This is a genomic window from Pantoea sp. PNA 03-3 (assembly GCF_003201175.1).
Classification (GTDB): Bacteria; Pseudomonadota; Gammaproteobacteria; order Enterobacterales; family Enterobacteriaceae; genus Pantoea; species Pantoea stewartii.
Genome location: NZ_QICO01000005.1, coordinates 68,289 through 86,691 on the forward strand (window position 1 = coordinate 68,289; position 18,403 = coordinate 86,691).

Sequence of the window (18,403 nt, forward strand, 5' to 3'; positions counted from 1 at the left end):
CGGGCTCATGGCATGCTGGCTCGCGCTGGCGACAGCGCAGGCAGCGCCGGGACTACCGGCATCAGAATTTACTCCCCGAAGTGGTGAGCTGACACCACGTGAAATGACCATTGCCAAAAATGCCTGGCAATATTTTGTCGCTAACTACCAGCCCAGTACTGGGCTGGTGAACGCAGTCAACAAATATCCTTCCACGACAATGTGGGACAGCGCGTCTTATCTGGCTGCTCTGACGGCGGCGCGTGAGTTAGGCATTATTGATAAAGCCGAGTTTGATCGACGTATGTTGAAATTTCTCGCGACCCTGAACACGCTGGTGCTGTTCAGAAATGAATTGCCCAATAAAGCCTATAACACGATCAGCGGACAAAAAGTGGACTACCGAAACCAACCTGGAGAGATCGGTTTTTCGGCGCTGGATATCGGCAGAATGCTGGTATGGCTTAAAGTGATTAAAGAGCGTTATCCGGAATACAGCAACGGTATCGATAATGTCGTGCTTGGCTGGGACTTCAGCCATGCCGTTGATCCCTGTGGCACCCTGTACGGTGCTTATCTGGAAAATGGCCAGCCTAAATATGTTCAGGAAGGTCGACTGGGCTATGAGGAATACAGCGCTGCGGGTTTCCAGCTCTGGGGATTCAATACCTGCCAGGCCAGCCGGCCACAGCCTTATGAGCTGGCAGAAATTTACTGTGTGCTGGTGCCTTATGACTCGCGCGACCCGCGAGATACGTCACAGCATAACTATGTCGTGACTGAGTCCTATCTTCTGTATGGTCTGGAGTTTGGTTTTGATAAAGCGACCGACAGAGATAACAGCCCACGCAATTATTCCCATCCGTGGATGAAAAATTTTGCCGATCGGGTTTATCAGGCGCAGGAAAACCGCTATGCAATCACCGGCATTCTGACCGCGCGCTCTGAGCACCAGCTCGATAAAGCTCCCTACTTTGTTTATGACACCATATTTAGTGATGGCTATAACTGGAACACGATTACGGATAAAGGACAGTTTGTACCAAATAGTGCGGCCGTATCACTTAAAGCCGCACTCGGTATGTGGGTGCTCTGGAGCTCGCCCTATACCGACAGATTGCTGAATGCCATTGAAAACGCTAATGAGGAAGGCAAAGGCTACTATGAGGGTTTATATGAAAACGGCGATGGCCCCATTAAGGAGTTCACCGCCAACAATAACGGCATCATGCTTGAAGCGTTGTTATTTAAAAAAGAAGGCAAACTGTTGCAGTTTAATAGCGACAATCCCAAAAATAGTCAGTTCGCCCCCTCGCTCTGGAACCAGAAGCTTCTCGATCAATTTGAAGAAAATAATACCCGACGCAATCGCCCCTTCCTGAGCGACACGGCCGCCAACAGAAGCTGGTGCGAGCAGACCGGGACGGCGCAGCGCACCAAACCTGCCTGCCAGGCGTGTCAGTGTGCATCCTGCAAGACGGACGAGCCCATTAAATTGCCGCCGGTGACTGCGCAATGCTTAAAACCCTGATATACAGGCTGGTCGCAGCGGGAATCATCGTACTGGTGATCGCACTGGCGTTGTTCAGTCGCGAAGGCGCGGGATGGCGCTGGCTGACGAAAGGCGGCTGGCATACCTCCGCTCGCATTGATAGCCTGACGCCGCAGGAACGCGAGTGGGCGGCCGTTGCATGGCGCTATTTCCAGAATAATACGCAGCCGCAAACCGGCCTGGTCAATGGCAGCGATAAACAGCCGCGCGTCACGCTCTGGCAGATGGGGGATACGTTAATCGCGCTTCTGTCCGCCAGGGAGTTGGGTCTGGTGCCGGAAGATGAGTTTGATGCCCGGATAAGCCGCCTGCTTGGTACGCTCAATCGCCTTGCGTTGACCACTACTCGTACACCCGGCAGGCTCTATTCGAGCCAGACGGCGATGCCCATAGATTACACAGGCAAATCCATCAGCAGCGGCTGGTCGGCAAAAGATATGGCAAGGCTGATGCTCGCTTTACGGCTTACCGCCGAACGTGCACCGCACTATCGTGAGTATCTGGACAAAATAATCCTGCGCTGGAATTTCTGCTCCGTTATCAATAACGAGGGGGAATTATGGTCCGCCTCAGTGCAGAACGGCCAACCTGTCGTGCGTGAAGAACTCCGTCTGGGTGAAAGCGAATATGCCGCCAGTGCTTTTCGGCTATGGGGATTCCCGGCAGGTAAAGCATTCACGCCGCCCGCAAGAAACGTCATTGTTTATCAGCGCAGCCTTAGCGTTGACGCGCGCGATCCGCGTACGACCTGGCAACCGTCATTACTCACTACGTTACCTGCCATGTTGCCCGGGCTGGAGTTCGGATGGCAGCCTCCTGGCGTGCCACCCGATGTCCAAAAATTAATGCGTACGCGAGCGGAAGGCATCTGGCTCAGTCAGAAGTCGCGCTGGGAGCGTGACAAGCTCCTGACTGCGCGAGCCGATTTTTCGCTGTCACATGCGCCCTGGCATCTTGAGGACACCGTATGGGGAAATGGTTACGCCTGGAACACGTTGGGCGATGATGGCCGCGATTACCGCCAGCTGTCACAGGTGTCTACGAAGGCGGTTTTTATCCTCTGGACGCTGTGGAAAAACGACTATACCGATGTGCTTATGGCAGTAACGAAGCACCTTAACAGTCCACAACGCGGCTGGTTTGAGGGCCGTGTTGAAGCGACGGGGGATATCAACCCGATGATCACGCTATCCACTAATGCCATGGTCCTTGAGTCGCTCTTCTACAAACATAACGGCGGGCCGTTATTTGATAATCATTTTGATACTGATAACAGCTACTTCATTCACCGTCTGGCAGACGAATTCAATCCTCCCGGCCTGTGTCTGCCGGGTGAAAGAAAAGGGAGGTCAGCACCATGAAATTTTATCGTGATCTCTTTGAGGCCAGCGTGAGCCGTGTCTTGTCAGAGACGAACAAAAAAGACTTTTTCCTGGCGTTTTACGAGGCTTTTATTCACCGATCGCCAGAGACGGAGCAACACTTCGCCCGTCGCCCGAGCGAAGAAGGTCGACAGATGATCTATAAAAGTTTCTTTGCCATGCTCACCGTCGATGGTGCCCTTTTTGTTCCGGACTTTCTTGAGCAACTGGCGCGCAGGCAAACCCAGGATGGTCTGCGCCTGCCGCCACGCTTTTTCGCCTTCTGGCGGGAAGCCATGCTGCGCACTGTACGTGAACGGGATCCTCTCTGCGATGAGGAGATCCTCACGGCGTGGGCGATGGCGATAGCGCCCGGCCTGGAATATCTGCGACGGCAAGCCGAACTGCACTATCAGCCCGGGGGAGAATAAGCGATGGGAACTTCATCCCGTTTTGAGCCTGATGCGCTGCCTTGTGCGATCATGATTTACGATCGGGCCGAACGCCTGCTGGTGTGGAACGATAAAGTTTCGCTCTTTTATCCGGTGATTGCACCGTGGCTGGAGGCTGGCGCGTCTCTCGAAACGCTGGTAGAAAAATTTATTGAAGCGGGTTATTACATCGACTCCAGTCGTCGTCAGACGCTACGGGACGCCACCCTCCGTAATTGTCGTCAGGATAACCATTGCGAAGTCAGGCAATCCGGAAAACGCCGTCTTTATGTTCAGCATCAACGCCTTCCTGAAGGAGGCATTGTCAGTCTGCATACGGATGTCACCGAGCTTGATGAAGCACAGCGCTCACGTCATCTGCTGCACAATGATTTTTTACTGACGGCCGAGTCAATCCGGATCGGCATCTGGGACTGGCACGTCTCTCATGACAGCCTGCAGGTAAATGATACATTGCTGGCAATGGTGGGGCAGTCACGCTCGCAATGGCGTTATCCGCTGCGTTTTTTGCTCAATCTGGTGCATGAAGAGGACCGCGCATCGCTGCGACAGGCGATGATGTCATCGAAACAGGATCACCGGCCTGTATTTGAATGTGAAATCCGCGTCCTGCATCAGACGGAAGGCTGGCGATGGATGCTGCTCTCCGGGCAGGTGGTGACCTTAACCATTCAGCAGGAAGCCGAAAGGGTGATTGGTACGTTGCAGGATATTACCCGCCGGAAGGAAGCAGAACTGCTTGCAATTGATGCCGCCCGCGTCGCCCGCGAAGCCAATGAAGCCAAAAGTGCGTTTCTGGCTAATATGAGTCATGAAATTCGGACACCGATGAACGGTATCCTCGGGATGACACAGCTCTGTCTGGACACCCCACTGAGCCCTGAGCAGCGTGAGTACCTTTCGCTGGTCATGAGTTCGGCCCAGTCGTTGCTACATATTATTAATGACATTCTGGATTTCTCGCGCATTGAGTCGGGCAAGGTCATCATGGACGAAGAGTTGCTGGAAATCCGGCCCTTTATTCAGTCGTTGATTCGCCCACATATGCCTGCCGCCAGTGAAAAAGGGATAGAGCTTCTGGTGGATATTGCGCCTGCAGTCCCGGACGTTCTGAAGGTGGACGGCCCCCGACTGCGTCAAATCCTCACAAACCTGCTAGGCAACGCGCTTAAATTTACCCATCACGGCGAAGTCCTGCTGGCGATAGAGCCCGCGGCCAGTGAAGGCCACTGGCGTTTTCGTATTCGCGACAGTGGTATTGGCATACCTGCAGAGAAACAACAGGCCATCTTTGAAGCGTTCAGCCAGGCAGACAGTTCTACGACGCGGCGTTATGGTGGAACAGGGCTGGGGCTAACCATTTCCGCCCGGCTGGTCGCCCTGATGGGGGGAAATCTGGAGGTGGAGAGTAAGCCCGGCGTTGGGAGCGAATTTACGTTTACGCTACCGCTGGAGGGGCAACACTCGCCGCTTACAGAACGCGCATCTGGCGTTCGGTTTAATGGCGAATGCGTGCTGGTCGTGGATGATAACAGCACTAACCTGCGGTTAGTGGATACCATGCTCCGTCAGATGGGACTGAACCCGACGTGTGTGGATAATGCCAGTAAGGCCTTACAGCTTGCCGCCGGAGAGGTATTCTGGCCACTGATCCTCATCGATGCGCAAATGCCGGACATGGATGGCATTTCGTTGGGCCTTGAGTTATCGGTTTTGCCACAGACGGCCCAGAGCAAGATTATTATGCTTAGCTCAATGAGCCGCCATTTTGACCCCAAAATGCTCAAACGAATCGGCATATCCCACTATTTGCACAAACCCGTCGCCCAGCACGAGTTGCATCAGGCAATTGCAAGCGCCCTTAAACCTGTGCCGATTGTCGAGCCGGCGCAGCCTTCTACCGTTTCACCGAACACCTCGCAGGGACTGCGTGTGTTGCTGGCTGAAGATAATCTGGTGAATCAGAAAGTCGCCAGACGTTTGCTTGAACGCCTGGGACATCACTGTGAAGTGGTTGGCGATGGACAGGCTGCACTTGACCGCTGGCGAGCAGAACGCTGGGACATTCTCTTTATTGATCTGCAGATGCCGGAAATGGATGGAGAAAAGGCGATCCAGCTGTTACGACAAGAGGAAGTATTGCTTGGCCGTCCCCGTCAGCCAGCCATCGTGATGACCGCGCATGCTATGCAGGGCGACAGAGAGCGCTGTCTGGCAATGGGGTTCGATGGCTATCTCGCCAAGCCTGTCAGTCAGGATGCGCTTCATGACGAAATTACCCGCATATATACGCGTGATCAGGAAGGTTTACCTGATGAGGCCCGACTGCTTAAACAGTGCGCCGATGACCCTGCTCTGGTTGAGGAATTGTTGTCGCTGTTCAGGGAAGCAATCGAAGAAACCACCGAGACGCTGCGCAAGGCAATGGAAAACAATGATCGTGAGACGTTACGTCGGGCAGCACATAAACTTCGCGGTGAAGCCGTCACACTCGATTTCACCCGCCTGGCGCAGTTACTGCAATACCTTGAGAGTCAGGCCTCATCGCTGGAACAACATGCGCTCAAGTCCCTGCAAAACGACCTGAACGAGGAATTCCGTCGCATCACGTCCTGGCTACAACACAGGAAACAGGAGGACAGCCATGATCCGTAACCTTCTTCTTTTGCTCATCTGCCTCCCACAAGCGCAGGCAATGGATCTACCGGTCACCTGGTCACTTGCGGGAAACTGGCGAGTCCATGATGCGAACGACCGCACCTTCAGGGGCGCGGACGTGCCTGCCAGTGACTGGCGCAGGTTAAAGGTTCCGGCTAACTGGTATAGCGCGGGTTACGATCATCAGGGAGCATTGTGGTATCGACATGAGTTTGATCTTCCTGAATCCGAACCCGGTACCATGGCCACGCTCGTTTTCGACGGTATCGATTACTTTGCTGATGTGACGCTTAATGGAAAGCCATTGACCCACCACGAAGGCTATTTCCAGCGTTTTGCTGTAGATGTCAGCAGCACCCTGCGTCGTCATAACCAGCTCGCCATCCGGGTCGACAGTCCCTATGAAGATCCCCAAAAAGTGTGGCCGTTACATAAAACGCTTATAAAAGGGGTGCTTAATCAGCATGACACCCGACCTGGCGGTGCATGGTCTTTACAGGGACAGGATGCGAACTCTGGCGGTATCTGGGCACCGGTGAAGCTGCATATGAGCCGTGGTGTAACGATTGATGAAGTGATCCTGCGTCCGGACTGGCGTGAAGGACTGGAAAACCCGGCATTATCGGCGGAAATTCGTTACCGGGCCACCACTGCCGGACCTGCTACAGTGCGCCTGACAGCGGTACCCGATAACTTTAACGGCCAGACTTTTCAGCACGATTTTCCGATCACGCTGAATCACGCGACGGGTGAGCAACAGTCCTTGCGCATAACTCTGCCCATGAAGGGAGCAAAGTTATGGTGGCCGGTCGGCACCGGCAAGCCAAATCTGTACCGTGTTCGCGCCTCACTGCGTGACAGCCAGGGGCTGATGGATACCAGGATCACCCGAACAGGGTTACGCAAACTGGAAGAGCAACCCGATAACAAAGGCTGGCTGATTAATGACAGGCGACTCTTTATAAAGGGAAGCAATTATATCGGTTCACCGTGGTTAGGAACCATGACACGGGAAAAGTATCGTCGGGATTTTGCGCTGGTACAGGCGATGAATGCCAACGCCATTCGCGTCCACGGACACGTAGCCGGCCGTCCGCTTTACGATGTCGCCGATGAAATGGGGCTGATGATCTGGCAGGATGTACCGCTGCAATGGGGATACAATGACAGCGCGGCATTTACGGACAATGCAGTACGTCAGACCCGTGAGATGGTCGAGCAGTTTGGTAACTCCCCGGCCATTATCGTCTGGGGCGGGCACAACGAGCCGCCGTGGAATTCGCCCTGGATGGAAAAGCGGTTCCCCGACTGGAATAAGACACTGAACCGCACGCTGACGCAGAAGGTCGCGGATACGCTGGCTGAAGATACCTCCCGTATTGTGCACCGTTTTTCCGCCGTGGAAGAACACTACTGGGCAGGATGGTATTTTGGTACGCCGCGCGATCTGCTTGCCCCGGCTAAAACCGCAGTGGTGACAGAGTTTGGTGCGCAGGCGCTACCTCAACTCTCAACGCTGAAAACGATTATCCCTGCCAGCTTGTTATGGCCAAAGACGACTGCTGCGGACGATCCGGGATGGACGTTCTGGAAGTATCATAATTTCCAGCCTTTACAGACATTTAAGTTTGCCGGGATTTCGCGCGGTTCGAATATTCAGGAGATGATAGCCAATACGCAACGCTACCAGGCAAAACTGGTCTCCCTGGCTGTAGAGAGCTATCGACGACAGCGTTATCAACCGGTGACGGCCCTCTTCCATTTCATGTTTGTTGAAACCTGGCCTTCAATTAACTGGGGCGTGGTGGATTATCTGCGCCAGCCAAAGGCGGGTTATTACGCCTTGCAAACAGCCTATCAGCCTGTTCTCCCCTCTATCGAACCCGTTACCGCCACATGGCGTAAGGGAAGCGAGGCGATGGTGCGGCTCTGGGCAATTAATGATACCTGGAATGCCTGTACTGCATGTCAACTGAAGTGGCAGGTATCCCAAAAGGGAGAGGTGCTTGCCAAAGGGAGCGAAACGCTGACGCTGCCGCCTGATTCAGGTCAGATGGTGAAGGAAATAACGGTTACGCCTCAAAATTTTCATAACGTTGAGATCCGTTATCGCATTGAGAATCAAAACGGGAAAACGGTGGGCTGTAATGTCCATGAGGAAAGCATTCAACGTGACGACTAAGGTAAGTTACCTGAAAACCCACGGTTTTTTGCGAAAACCTTTTATGGAGTTGGGCTGATGCTACCGTGTACGGAGCACAGCCCTGTTTCACTGGCTTAGCCTCTTTGTTGCCTGCGCGATGGCAAGCAGGCGCTTTACCGCGGCGACCCCATTGTCTGTAAGCCGCGCATCTCCTGCATGATGCTTTACGGGTGCGTAAAAAACACCCGGTTGTCGTTCCGGCCCGCTCCGCCCTTCCTGCTTCTCCGGCTGAGGAAAAGATCCCGGTTTATTCCTTCACCACCGTCTCCGTCTTCACCCCTGGCTGTGCGCTTGCCATTTTGCTTCGGCTCAAAAATGCATTCAGCAAAATCGCCCCGAAGGTCGCAGTGCCGATCCCGCCCATGCTGAAGCTGCCGAGCGTCAGGGTAAAATTGCCTGCGCCTAAAACCAGCGTGACCGCGACCATGATAAGGTTGCCGTTCAGCCCCAGGTCGACGTGGTTTTGTACCCAGATGCGGGCACCTGCCACGGCAATCAGCCCAAATACTACAATGGATGCGCCGCCGAGCACCGGGCCGGGAATGGTGTGGATCAGTGCGCCAAATTTAGGTGAGAAGCCCAGCACAATGGCAATGACCGCCGCGGCGACGAAAATCAGCGTGGAGTAAATTTTGGTGACAGCCATAACACCTATGTTTTCTGCATAGGTTGTCACGCCTGTTCCGCCTGCGGAGGCGGACAGCATCGTCGCCAGGCCATCACCGACAAACGCGCGGCCCATGTAGGGATCAAGGTTTTTACCGGTCATACCGGCCACCGCTTTAATATGGCCGAGGTTTTCTGCGACAAGGATTACTGCGACCGGCGCGATCATCAGCATGGCATGCGCGCTGAATACCGGCGTCGTAACGGTTGGTGCGCCAAACCAGGGTGCCTGAGCGACCGCGCTAAAATCCACTGGCGTGCCCAGTCCAAGGCCGTTGGTGATGACCATATAAATCAGATAAGCGGCCACCAGCCCCAGTAACAGCAACAGGCGCTGCACCAGACCGCGGGTGAATACGGCTACCGAACCGATGCAAAGCACGGTCATGACGGCCATCCAGCTGTCAAACGAGGAGGCGGAGACGCTGTGAATCGCAATCGGCGCGAGGTTTAGCCCAATCGCCATGACCACGGCACCGGTCACGACGGGCGGCATCAGACGTTCAATCCACCGCGTGCCAACCGCCATTACGATAAAACCGATCACCATATAGAGCAGGCCGCAGGCAATAATCCCGCCAAGGGCCACACCGATATTGGGATTCGCACCCTGACCACTGTAGCCGGTTATCGCGATAACCAGTCCGACGAAGGCGGCACTGGACCCGAGGTAACTTGGTACGCGACCGCCTACCACCAGGAAGAACAGTAAGGTACCGATCCCCGACATCAGGATAGCCATATTAGCGTCAAAGCCCATCAGTAAGGGCATGAGGACCGTGGCGCCAAACATCGCTACCGTATGTTGCAATCCCATAATGATCGTCGTGCCTGACGGCAGCCGTTCATCCGGCGCGATGACGACGCCCTCCAGATTGCCTTCTCTTTTACGCCATTGCGGAAACCAGGTATTTGCCATGCACGACCCTTACTAAGTTGAGAGGAGTGAGTTAACAGGCTGTCTGACGCATCAGTGGGTGATAGCGCCGGTCGAAATACACCAGTCCATGGCCGTTGTCGTTGCGCTGAATAGCAACGACTTCACAAAACAAAATATCGTGGGTGCCGACGCTGGTGATCTGCGTAATGTTGCAGTCAAACGACACCAGCGCATCGGTGAGGATCGGCGATCCGGTGGCAAGGCTGGCCCAGTCAGCGGCCGCGAAACGCGCATCCATCGGTGTCTTTCCGCCGAACAGATTGGACAGCGACGCATGTCCGTCTGAGAGCGTGTTAACGCACAGCACCTGGTTTTGCGTAAACGCCGCATGGACAGAGGCCGCGCGGTTCAGACATACCAGCAACGTCGGTGGCGTATCGGTCACGCTGCATACCGCAGAGGCGGTAAAACCGGCCCGTCCACCTGCCCCGTCTGTGGTGATGATGTTGACGGCGGAACCCAGGTGCGCCATCGCATCGCGGAACTCTTGCTTTTCAACGGCAGCCTGTTTAGCAGCGGTTGCGGGCTGTGTGGCGTTCAGAGTGGATTGCATGCTCGTGTCCTCATAATGAAACAGGGTGCTTACAGCACGCGGCAGGCGCGGTCAAAGTCAAGACGCGGTGCGCGCGGATACAGTTTGCTGCTGTCGCCGTAACCGATGTTGATGAGAAAGTTGGATTTCCAGCCCGTCTGCGCCAGGAAGGTTTCATCCACTTTCGCATTGTCGAAACCAGACATCGGTCCGGTGTCCAGTCCGAGTGAGCGGCAGGCCATAATCAGATAGGCTGCCTGCAGACTGCTGTTGCGAAATGCCGTATCGTGCGCCAGCTGCGGGCTGGAGGTGAACCACGAACGCGCATCGCCGGAGGGAAACAGTTCGGGCAGTAATTCATAAAATGCAGGATCCCAGGCAATGATCGCCGTCACCGGTGCAGTCAGGGTTTTCTTCAGATTGCCGCTGGACAGCGCCGGTGCCAGTTTCTCTTTGGCCGCCTGGCTCTGGATAAACACAATGCGCACCGGGCTGCAGTTTGCAGATGTTGGCCCCATGCGCGCCAGCGCGTAAATCGTTTCCAGCTGTTCATGGGTCACCGGTTTATCCAGCCAGCCGTTATGGGTGCGGGCGTCGGTGAACAGGGTTGCCAGGGCGCTGGCGGTTAAGGCTTCGACCATGATATCTCCGTTGAAAAGGGCTCGGACACGATGTCAGCTGCATGAAAAGCATGCCGCCGCAGCCAGTCCAGTAAAATCGGGTTAAACGTATCGGGGTCGGTCACACTCATGGCGTGACCGCCATACTGCATTTGCTGGTGCTCCCCCAGAGGAAGACGGGCAGCGAGATCGGCCGAGCGCTGCCAGGGCACCAGCAAATCGTCTTTACAGCTCAGCGCCAGCGTCGGTGCGATCACCCCGTCGAGCGAGGCGGCCAGGTCAGACGTCATCAGCGCCTGTAAGCGATGCAGCAGGTTTTCCATTCCCTGAAAATGCGCCACCTGATGCTGGCGCTCTTCCTGTAATAACGCCTCATGCTCAGAAAGCCAGTCGCCCGGATACAGAAACAGGGGCTGCGCCTGAACATACGCATCCACCCCGCTGTTAAGCAGCAGGTTCTGACGGACCTCAAAGCAGCGACGCGTCTGGCTGTCGAGCGTTGCCCATCCGTTGATGACCACCAGACTTTGCAGTAAGGCCGGATAACGCAGTGCAAGATGCAGGCCAACGATGCCGCCGAGTGCGTGACCGACCAGATGGCAGCGGCGGATATCCAGCCCGTTGAGCATGCCCGCCAGCTCATCGGCCATATCCTCCATGCGGTAACCGGCCGGAACGGTGCCCTGACTCAGGCCGGTGCCGTGCTGGTCATAAATCACGACGCGAAAATACTGTGTCAGTACAGGCAGTTGCGGCTGCCAGAAACTGCCGGAACCGCCCAGCCCTGAAGAGAGCACGACCGTGTCTGCATCGGCATTATCTTTACCTAATACCTTGTAATACATGCTGTTTCCTAAGGGTTATCAGAACAGATGCCGGTAAACAGATTACTTACCGATGTGGGCAATCGTTGCGATCTCAATCAGGGCATCCGGCTTCACCAGCCCGCACTGAATACAGAAACGCGCGGGTTTTTCACCGGGAAAATACTCGGCGTAGACCTGATTGATTGCCCCGTAATTGGCCCAGTCGGTGATAAAGATGGAATTCATGGTGACGTCCTCCATTGTGCCGCCTGCGGTTTCAATCACGTTTTTGATGATCTCCAGAACGTGACGGGTTTGTGCCGCGGCATCGCCAACGTGCACCACGTTGTTGTCTTTATCAAACGGCAGCGTCCCGGAAACGTACACCACGCCATCGGCGAGCGTGCCCGGAACAAAAGGTGCCAGTGGCACTCCACTGCCAGCGGGAATAATGGCGCTTTTAGGCATCGTTGATTGTCCTTTGTAAAAGCGGTCAGGCCGCGTGTTGTTCAGTTTTGTAGCCTACAGCGTCACAGAACTGACGCACGTTAGAGACCCAGCCAAAAAAGGTTTCAATGTTATAAATCGCGGCTTTCTGTGCGAATTCCGGGCCGGCCTGGTGCGTCGCGTCTTCCAGTACGACGCCAAAATATTCCAGGAAAAAGCCATCGCGCAGGGTGGATTCCACGCAGACATTCGTGGCGATGCCGGTAAACACCAGATGATGAATGCCATAGCTGCGCAGCAGACTGTCGAGCTGGGTATTAAAGAAACCGCTGTAACGGGGTTTGGGCAGCACAATATCGCCCGGCTGCGGCTGAAGCTCATCGACCAGATCGTAATCCCAGTCGCCTTTTGCCAGCAGTTTGCCCATCAGCTCCGGGCGTTTGCGCATGGTTTTTAGCGCATTGGATTTATGGAAGTTCGGCGACCCCGCACCGCCGGCTTCGACATACTGATTATCCCAGCCGTTCTGGAAGAAAATCACTTTGATGCCCGCCGCGCGTGCGGCGGCAATCGCCACTTTAATATTGGCGATCACCGGCGCGGTGGCAGAGACATCAAAGCCCGCCAGATCCAGGTAACCGCCCTGTGACGCATAGGCATTTTGCATATCCACGACAATCAGCGCAGTTTGCTGCGGGGTAAAAGCGATGGCTTCAGGACGGGCTGTGAGGACCGTTTCCTCGCCGGTATTGTGGGGTTCGCGGCGGACCACTGACGGATTCTCAACAACGTTCATTATGCGACCTCTTTCTGCGCAATGCCGATGTGCTGGCGGGTTTTCATTAATGGCTGAATGTAGCGGCCAAAGTTTTCGATGCCCCCAACGAAGTCGTCAAAGGTCAGCAGGACGCCGCCAGCGCCGGGCACGGTGTCGATTTCATCGAGCATTCTGGCGACGCTGGCCCAGGAGCCGACCAGTGTGCCCATATTGATGTTGACCGCTGAGGTGGGATCCGCCATCTGACGGACATTGGTATCGCTGCCGGATTGGGTGTCCTTGCTGCTCTGATCGGTCAGCCACGCGAGCGCCTCGGCGTCAGCCCCGGCTTTATACAGCTCCCATTTGGCGCGCGCGGCCTCATCGGTTTCATCGGCGATGACCATGAACAGCACATAAGAAGATACGTCGCGGTTTTCAGCCTCTGCCGCTTTTTTCATGCGGGCGGCGGTTGGCGCGAAGGCCGTTGGTGTATTGACGCCCTTGCCGAAGCAGAAATTAAAGTCGGCATGTCTGGCAGAAAACGCCATGCCTGCATCACTTTGCCCGGCGCAGATCACTTTCATCTCGCTTTGCGGGCGGGGACTGACGCGGCAGTCGTCCATTTTGAAGAATTCGCCGTCGAGCGTGCAGTGGCCGGTGCCCCACAGATCGCGCAGCACGCTCACGTATTCGGTCAGGTAATCATAGCGGCGGGTAAAATAGTCATCGCCCGGCCACATGCCCATTTGCTCGTACTCGGGTTTTTGCCAGCCGGTGACAACGTTGACACCGAAACGGCCGTTAGAGATGGAATCAATGGTGGCGGCCATGCGCGCGACGATCGCCGGCGGCATCACCAGCGTAGCGGCCGTGGCGTAAAGTTGGATGCGAGAGGTCACGGCGGCCAGTCCGGCCATCAGCGTGAACGACTCCATATTGTGTTCCCAAAATTCGGTTTTACCACCGAAGCCGCGCAGTTTAATCATGGAAAGCGCAAAATCGAAATGGTAGTGCTCCGCTTTTTGCACGATGGTTTTGTTCAGGTCGAAGGTCGGTTTGTACTGCGGTGCAGTTTCTGAAATTAACCAACCGTTGTTGCCGATAGGAATAAAGACACCGATTTTCATCGCTCACCTCGATTAAAAGTAATAAGTACCAATACAAGGGCTTACGAAAATCTCTGCGCGGCTTGAGTGCGTCCTGCGGGTTCCGAATTGCACCGTGCTGAAATCTCCAGACGCAAGAGTCTTTGCAAAGCGGGTGCCAGTTTTAAAATAAATAACCTTTTCATAGGGTTGAAAGTTTGAATAGAAGATAACTGGAGCAAACGGTCCGTTTCGGACCCATTGTTCAAAAATAACTGCACAGATAACAGGCAAGATTGAGCAAAAAGGGTGCAAATCGCTCAACTGTTGATTTAAGAGCGCGTGAATAATGAGCGTTGCGATGGTCGCCCCTGCCCCCATTTGTTATGATTCACGCCTTGCTGTTTGTCTCAGGAGATGTTGTGAAGCCATTGGTCGAACACCCGCACGCTGCCGCCGGAGAGCAAAAATCCGTTAGCCCAGGTTCCAAAACCACAACGCGACGCTCGCGGGCGGTTGCTGCCAAACGTGGCGCTATCATGACCGCCGCACTGGAATTTTTTTCACTCTATGGCTTTCACGGCACCCGGCTGGAGCAGGTTGCAGAACGGGCTGACGTCTCGAAAACCAACCTCTTTTATTACTTCCCGACAAAAGAAGCGCTCTATATTGATGTGCTGAAAGGACTGCTGGATATCTGGCTGGCACCGTTAAAGGCCTTACAGCCCGATCAGCATCCACTGGAAGCCATAAGAGAATATATTCGCCTGAAACTCTGTGTGTCCCGCGATCATCCGCAGGCTTCGCGACTTTTTTGCCTGGAGATGGTTCAGGGCGCGCCGTTGCTGAAACAGGAGCTGGGGGGCAGCCTGAAAACCCTGGTAGAAGAGAAATGCGATGTCATTCGGGGCTGGATTAAAGATGAGCGCATTGCCCCCGTCGATCCAATGCAGTTGATTTTTATGCTCTGGGCAACGACGCAGCATTACGCCGATTTTAGCGTGCAGGTTGAGGCAATCACCGGTAAAACGCTCAGCGATCCGGCCTTTTTCGACCAGACGGTAAAAAACCTTCAGCACATTATTACTGAAGGCATTCAGATGCGGGCTTAATCCGCCTGTGCGGGGGCGTTTGTACCGACGCCTCAGGCGAAAGGTTGCCAGAAATATTGCTCGACGCAGCGTCGGGTGACAGGCAGGGCCGCTCATCTCAGCTGAATGGCTAGCGAAGCCCGATCAAACGGGTCGTTTGAATTAGGTATTCATCAGACTCTGTACGCCTGTGTTGCCCAGTACGCGGCGCAGGAAATCCTGCGTGCGCGCTTCCTGAGGCCGCAGCAGCACCTCATCCGCATGCCCCTGCTCTACAATCTGTCCGCTGTGCAGAAAACACACGCGATCGGCGACCTCTCTTGCAAACTGCATCTCATGCGTGACCACGATCATGGTCATTCCCTGCTGGGCCAGGTTGCGCATAACCTGCAGCACTTCGCCGACCAGTTCTGGGTCCAGCGCGGATGTCGGCTCATCAAAAAGAATGGCTTTCGGCTGCAGGGCCAGCGTGCGGGCAATCGCTACGCGCTGCTGCTGACCACCGGAAAGCTGCGACGGCCAGGCGGAAACTTTGTCGCCCAGCCCTACTCTTTCCAGCAGCTCTTTGGCCATCTTTTCGGCTTTACTGCGTGTCTCGCCATTGACGTAAATCGGCCCTTCCATCACGTTTTCCAGCACGCTACGGTGAGGAAACAGATTAAAGCGTTGAAAAACCATACCGATCTGGCGACGCAGCGCATTGATACGTTTGCTTTTACTGTCAACATGCTGATCAAGCACGCGGATGGTGCCGCTTTCATAGGTTTCCAGCCCGTTGATACAGCGCAGCACCGTCGATTTCCCGGAGCCTGAAGGCCCGACCAGGCACACCACTTCGCCCTCTTCGACACGAAAACTCACCCCTTTCAGCACTTCAACTGCACCAAAGCGCTTATGGACATCAAGAATTTCAATCATCTCATGCTCCTTTTTTCTGGCGATTTTCAAGGTGCCTGGTAAAAGCCAGCAACGGCATGCATAACGTCAGGTAGAGCAACGCCACCAGCGTATACACAGTGGTGTTATCAAAGGTTGAAGCCGCCAGAAGCTGGCCCTGGCGGGTCATTTCGGTAACCGCGATCGTTGACGCCAGCGCTGAGTCTTTCAGCATCATGACCAGGGTATTGCTGTATGGCGGCAGTGCGACATGAAAAGCCTGAGGCAGAATGACGCGTCGCATCGCTTTAAAGAAGCTCATGCCCATAGAGCGCGCCGCCTCAAGCTGACCACGATCCACCGATTCAATACCGGAACGAAAAATCTCGGCCAGGAAGGTTGAAAAGCAAAACGCGATACCGATGACGCTGGCCTGAAAGGATGTCAGGGTAATGCCGATATCGGGAAAAACGAAATAGATGTAGAACAGCACCACAATCATCGGCAGTGCGCGAGTGATATTAATGATGACGCTGACGGGCCAGGAAATGATTTTAAAAGGACACATTTTTGCGGCAGCGAAGATCAACCCCAGCGGCGTACTGATGAGCAAGGACAGTAGCGTGATATAAATCGTCATTTCAGCCCCTTGCAAAAGAAAGGGAAGGTAAACATGAATGCTGCTCCAGTCCATTATGCGCTCCCGCCGGTGTTGAGTGTCATGCTTCAAATTCATTTAAATGAATATGTTTATCAGTAAATACTGTCAAACTTTTCATCTGATGACGTCATAGCATTAACTTATTAGTGTAATAAAGTGCATTGAAAGCCCACTGACTGGGGAAATCAAAGGGTTTTATGTTAATTTGTGAGGCGCAACATTTTTAGAAAAGAAAAGATTGACAGGCAGGAATTTAATTTCATTATAGTGAAATTAATTGTTCACATGTCAATCAGGAGTAAGTGATGTCTCTTCGGTCGCACGTTACCATGGCTTTATTCTCTGTTGCCCTTGGCCTCACTTGCAGTGCACAGGCAGCGCCACTGACGGCAGGTTCTCCGCCTTCCAGCGCGCCTACCACGTTTCTGGATACCAAAACCGGTAAAATTGAAGGCTTCATGCCGGACGTGGCCGCGGAAGTGGCCAAACGTCAGAAGCTTGACATCAACTTTACCGCGGTGCCTTTCTCGACGCTGATTCAGTCTGTAATTGCGGGCAAAATCGATATGATTGTGGCCGGGATGACACCCACGCCAGAGCGCGAAAAACGTATTGCGTTCTCGCAGCCAGTCACTGCGTTTGGACCGGGGCTGGTCGTGCGTGATGACAATAAAAAAGTCTATCGCTCGCAGCAGGATCTGAAAGGCGACATCGTCGGCACCATGGCGGGCACCGATTATACGCAGGCGCTGATTAAGAGCGGTATCGCGAAAGAGGTGAAAGTGTATGACAGTCCGGCAGATATGATGCGCGATCTGTCCCTGGGCCGTATCGCTGCGGGGATGAACGATTACCCGATTATGAAATACCAGGAAAAATCTGGCGCGTACAAAGGTATGCATGTGGTGGACGGTTACAAGCCTGAGCATATCGCACCTATGGCCTTTGGCGTGAAAAAAGGGAACGATAAGCTACTTGCCGATATTAATACTGCCCTGACGGCAATGAAGGCCGACGGCACATTGCAAAAAATCAAAGCGAAGTGGGGAATGCCTTAATCGCGTGTTGATGCACGGAGGCACGCAACCTTAAGGAACATGGTGATGAAAACAGCGTTAATGCACTCAGAGGATCTGAGTGCCGTCGAGATGACGATTGGCTTACGGCTAAAGCAGATACGCAAGTCGCGCAATATGACCATCAAGGCACTGGCGGAACAGGCTAATGTGTCGGCGGGAGCCATCAGCCAGATTGAGCGCAATCTGGCTAACCCCACGGTACGGGTGCTTGAGCAACTTCGCGTGGTCCTGAATGTTCCACTGACCGCTTTTCTTGAACAAAATGAAGAGATGCGACCCGGTGCTGAACATTATGTCCGGCGCTGGCGTGAGCGGCCACATTTTGAAGTTGGCAGGCAGGGCATAACCAAGGCGATGTTATCGCCTTCTGGCGAACATGATATTCAGTTTATGTATATCAGCATCCCTCCCCGCACGCGTTCGGAAGAAATGCTGACAGGCATTGGTGAAAAAGCAGGTGTAGTTATGGAAGGCCGTCTCACGCTGGAGGTGAATGGTGAGGCGACCTTCATCGAAGCGGGCGACAGTTTTCAGTTTAAAAGTCATCTTCCGCATAACATTTTTAACGACAGCGACACTGAAGCCCGCGTGTTGTGGATTATGCATATTCCGCCCCGACATCATATTTGAAACAA

At 54.2% G+C, this 18,403-nt stretch carries 17 protein-coding genes; 8 read left to right on the forward strand and 9 right to left on the reverse strand.

Annotation, left to right across the window (positions count from 1 at the left end; genetic code table 11):
* Positions 1 to 7 precede the first annotated feature (7 nt).
* From C7433_RS15115 to C7433_RS15135, 5 genes are read left to right on the forward strand one after another with little or no spacing between them, the layout of a single operon-like run.
* Positions 8 to 1,510, forward strand: coding sequence for a DUF3131 domain-containing protein (locus C7433_RS15115; RefSeq protein WP_044243148.1), 1,503 nt, complete (start codon positions 8 to 10; stop codon positions 1,508 to 1,510).
* Positions 1,495 to 2,892 (forward strand): DUF3131 domain-containing protein, encoded by a 1,398-nt coding sequence (locus tag C7433_RS15120; RefSeq protein ID WP_110268469.1) that lies wholly within the window; start codon positions 1,495 to 1,497, stop codon positions 2,890 to 2,892. Before C7433_RS15115 ends, C7433_RS15120 begins: the two co-directional genes overlap by 16 nt.
* Positions 2,889 to 3,323 (forward strand): globin, encoded by a 435-nt coding sequence (locus tag C7433_RS15125; protein ID WP_033742509.1) that lies wholly within the window; start codon positions 2,889 to 2,891, stop codon positions 3,321 to 3,323. The genes C7433_RS15120 and C7433_RS15125 overlap by 4 nt, the downstream gene beginning before the upstream one ends.
* 3 nt (positions 3,324 to 3,326) lie before the next feature.
* Positions 3,327 to 5,999, forward strand: a complete 2,673-nt coding sequence (locus tag C7433_RS15130; protein WP_110268470.1) for a response regulator — start codon at positions 3,327 to 3,329, stop codon at positions 5,997 to 5,999.
* Entirely contained in the window at positions 5,989 to 8,184 is a 2,196-nt protein-coding gene (locus tag C7433_RS15135) for a glycoside hydrolase family 2 TIM barrel-domain containing protein (RefSeq protein ID WP_110268471.1), read from the forward strand. Before C7433_RS15130 ends, C7433_RS15135 begins: the two co-directional genes overlap by 11 nt.
* A gap of 268 nt (positions 8,185 to 8,452) precedes the next feature.
* On the opposite strand, the gene rutG is transcribed toward C7433_RS15135, so the two are convergent.
* From rutG to rutA, 7 genes are read right to left on the reverse strand one after another with little or no spacing between them, the layout of a single operon-like run.
* A complete protein-coding gene (rutG, locus tag C7433_RS15140; protein WP_110268472.1) occupies positions 8,453 to 9,790 on the reverse strand; it encodes a pyrimidine utilization transport protein G in 1,338 nt (445 codons plus the stop codon).
* Positions 9,791 to 9,821: 31 nt separating this feature from the next.
* Complete coding sequence (rutF, locus tag C7433_RS15145) at positions 9,822 to 10,364, reverse strand: NADH-dependent FMN reductase RutF (RefSeq protein WP_039339420.1); 543 nt, start codon at positions 10,362 to 10,364, stop codon at positions 9,822 to 9,824.
* A 29-nt stretch (positions 10,365 to 10,393) separates the two neighbouring features.
* Entirely contained in the window at positions 10,394 to 10,984 is a 591-nt protein-coding gene (locus C7433_RS15150) for a malonic semialdehyde reductase (protein ID WP_110268473.1), read from the reverse strand.
* Positions 10,969 to 11,808, reverse strand: a complete 840-nt coding sequence (gene rutD, locus C7433_RS15155; RefSeq protein WP_110268474.1) for a pyrimidine utilization protein D — start codon at positions 11,806 to 11,808, stop codon at positions 10,969 to 10,971. The genes C7433_RS15150 and rutD overlap by 16 nt, the downstream gene beginning before the upstream one ends.
* Positions 11,809 to 11,850: 42 nt before the next feature.
* The gene (gene rutC / locus C7433_RS15160; protein ID WP_006121916.1) at positions 11,851 to 12,237 is read right to left on the reverse strand and encodes a pyrimidine utilization protein C; all 387 of its coding nucleotides are present in this window, start codon (positions 12,235 to 12,237) and stop codon (positions 11,851 to 11,853) included.
* Positions 12,238 to 12,262: 25 nt separating this feature from the next.
* On the reverse strand, positions 12,263 to 13,012 hold the full coding sequence (gene rutB / locus C7433_RS15165; protein WP_006121917.1) for a pyrimidine utilization protein B: 750 nt from the start codon (positions 13,010 to 13,012) through the stop codon (positions 12,263 to 12,265).
* On the reverse strand, positions 13,012 to 14,103 hold the full coding sequence (rutA, locus tag C7433_RS15170) for a pyrimidine utilization protein A (RefSeq protein WP_110268475.1): 1,092 nt from the start codon (positions 14,101 to 14,103) through the stop codon (positions 13,012 to 13,014). Before rutA ends, rutB begins: the two co-directional genes overlap by 1 nt.
* Positions 14,104 to 14,483: 380 nt before the next feature.
* Here rutA and rutR point away from each other — a divergent pair, with 380 nt between their 5' ends.
* Complete coding sequence (gene rutR, locus C7433_RS15175) at positions 14,484 to 15,173, forward strand: HTH-type transcriptional regulator RutR (RefSeq protein WP_058702557.1); 690 nt, start codon at positions 14,484 to 14,486, stop codon at positions 15,171 to 15,173.
* Between the two features lie 141 nt (positions 15,174 to 15,314).
* On the opposite strand, the gene C7433_RS15180 is transcribed toward rutR, so the two are convergent.
* Positions 15,315 to 16,070 carry an amino acid ABC transporter ATP-binding protein gene (locus C7433_RS15180; RefSeq protein ID WP_006121920.1) on the reverse strand — a complete coding sequence of 252 codons (756 nt, stop codon included), beginning with the start codon at positions 16,068 to 16,070 and terminating at the stop codon, positions 15,315 to 15,317.
* Position 16,071: 1 nt separating this feature from the next.
* Positions 16,072 to 16,764 carry an amino acid ABC transporter permease gene (locus C7433_RS15185; protein WP_369974385.1) on the reverse strand — a complete coding sequence of 231 codons (693 nt, stop codon included), beginning with the start codon at positions 16,762 to 16,764 and terminating at the stop codon, positions 16,072 to 16,074.
* A gap of 230 nt (positions 16,765 to 16,994) precedes the next feature.
* On the opposite strand from C7433_RS15185, the gene C7433_RS15190 reads away from it, so the two are divergent.
* Both C7433_RS15190 and C7433_RS15195 read left to right on the forward strand, forming a co-directional pair.
* A complete protein-coding gene (locus C7433_RS15190) occupies positions 16,995 to 17,747 on the forward strand; it encodes an ABC transporter substrate-binding protein (protein ID WP_006121922.1) in 753 nt (250 codons plus the stop codon).
* A gap of 45 nt (positions 17,748 to 17,792) precedes the next feature.
* Positions 17,793 to 18,398, forward strand: a complete 606-nt coding sequence (locus tag C7433_RS15195) for a cupin domain-containing protein (RefSeq protein ID WP_006121924.1) — start codon at positions 17,793 to 17,795, stop codon at positions 18,396 to 18,398.
* Positions 18,399 to 18,403: the final 5 nt, after the last annotated feature.

Excerpts from the sequence above, each read along its gene's own strand:
- C7433_RS15115 (WP_044243148.1), top strand. The coding sequence starts at position 8 with ATGGCATGCTGGCTCGCGCTGGCGACAGCGCAGGCAGCGCCGGGACTA.
- C7433_RS15120 (WP_110268469.1), top strand. The coding sequence starts at position 1,495 with ATGCTTAAAACCCTGATATACAGGCTGGTCGCAGCGGGAATCATCGTA.
- C7433_RS15125 (WP_033742509.1), top strand. The coding sequence starts at position 2,889 with ATGAAATTTTATCGTGATCTCTTTGAGGCCAGCGTGAGCCGTGTCTTG.
- C7433_RS15130 (WP_110268470.1), top strand. The coding sequence starts at position 3,327 with ATGGGAACTTCATCCCGTTTTGAGCCTGATGCGCTGCCTTGTGCGATC.
- C7433_RS15135 (WP_110268471.1), top strand. The coding sequence starts at position 5,989 with ATGATCCGTAACCTTCTTCTTTTGCTCATCTGCCTCCCACAAGCGCAG.
- rutG (WP_110268472.1), bottom strand. The coding sequence starts at position 9,790 with ATGGCAAATACCTGGTTTCCGCAATGGCGTAAAAGAGAAGGCAATCTG.
- rutF (WP_039339420.1), bottom strand. The coding sequence starts at position 10,364 with ATGCAATCCACTCTGAACGCCACACAGCCCGCAACCGCTGCTAAACAG.
- C7433_RS15150 (WP_110268473.1), bottom strand. The coding sequence starts at position 10,984 with ATGGTCGAAGCCTTAACCGCCAGCGCCCTGGCAACCCTGTTCACCGAC.
- rutD (WP_110268474.1), bottom strand. The coding sequence starts at position 11,808 with ATGTATTACAAGGTATTAGGTAAAGATAATGCCGATGCAGACACGGTC.
- rutC (WP_006121916.1), bottom strand. The coding sequence starts at position 12,237 with ATGCCTAAAAGCGCCATTATTCCCGCTGGCAGTGGAGTGCCACTGGCA.
- rutB (WP_006121917.1), bottom strand. The coding sequence starts at position 13,012 with ATGAACGTTGTTGAGAATCCGTCAGTGGTCCGCCGCGAACCCCACAAT.
- rutA (WP_110268475.1), bottom strand. The coding sequence starts at position 14,103 with ATGAAAATCGGTGTCTTTATTCCTATCGGCAACAACGGTTGGTTAATT.
- C7433_RS15180 (WP_006121920.1), bottom strand. The coding sequence starts at position 16,070 with ATGATTGAAATTCTTGATGTCCATAAGCGCTTTGGTGCAGTTGAAGTG.
- C7433_RS15185 (WP_369974385.1), bottom strand. The coding sequence starts at position 16,764 with ATGAATTTGAAGCATGACACTCAACACCGGCGGGAGCGCATAATGGAC.
- C7433_RS15190 (WP_006121922.1), top strand. The coding sequence starts at position 16,995 with ATGTCTCTTCGGTCGCACGTTACCATGGCTTTATTCTCTGTTGCCCTT.
- C7433_RS15195 (WP_006121924.1), top strand. The coding sequence starts at position 17,793 with ATGAAAACAGCGTTAATGCACTCAGAGGATCTGAGTGCCGTCGAGATG.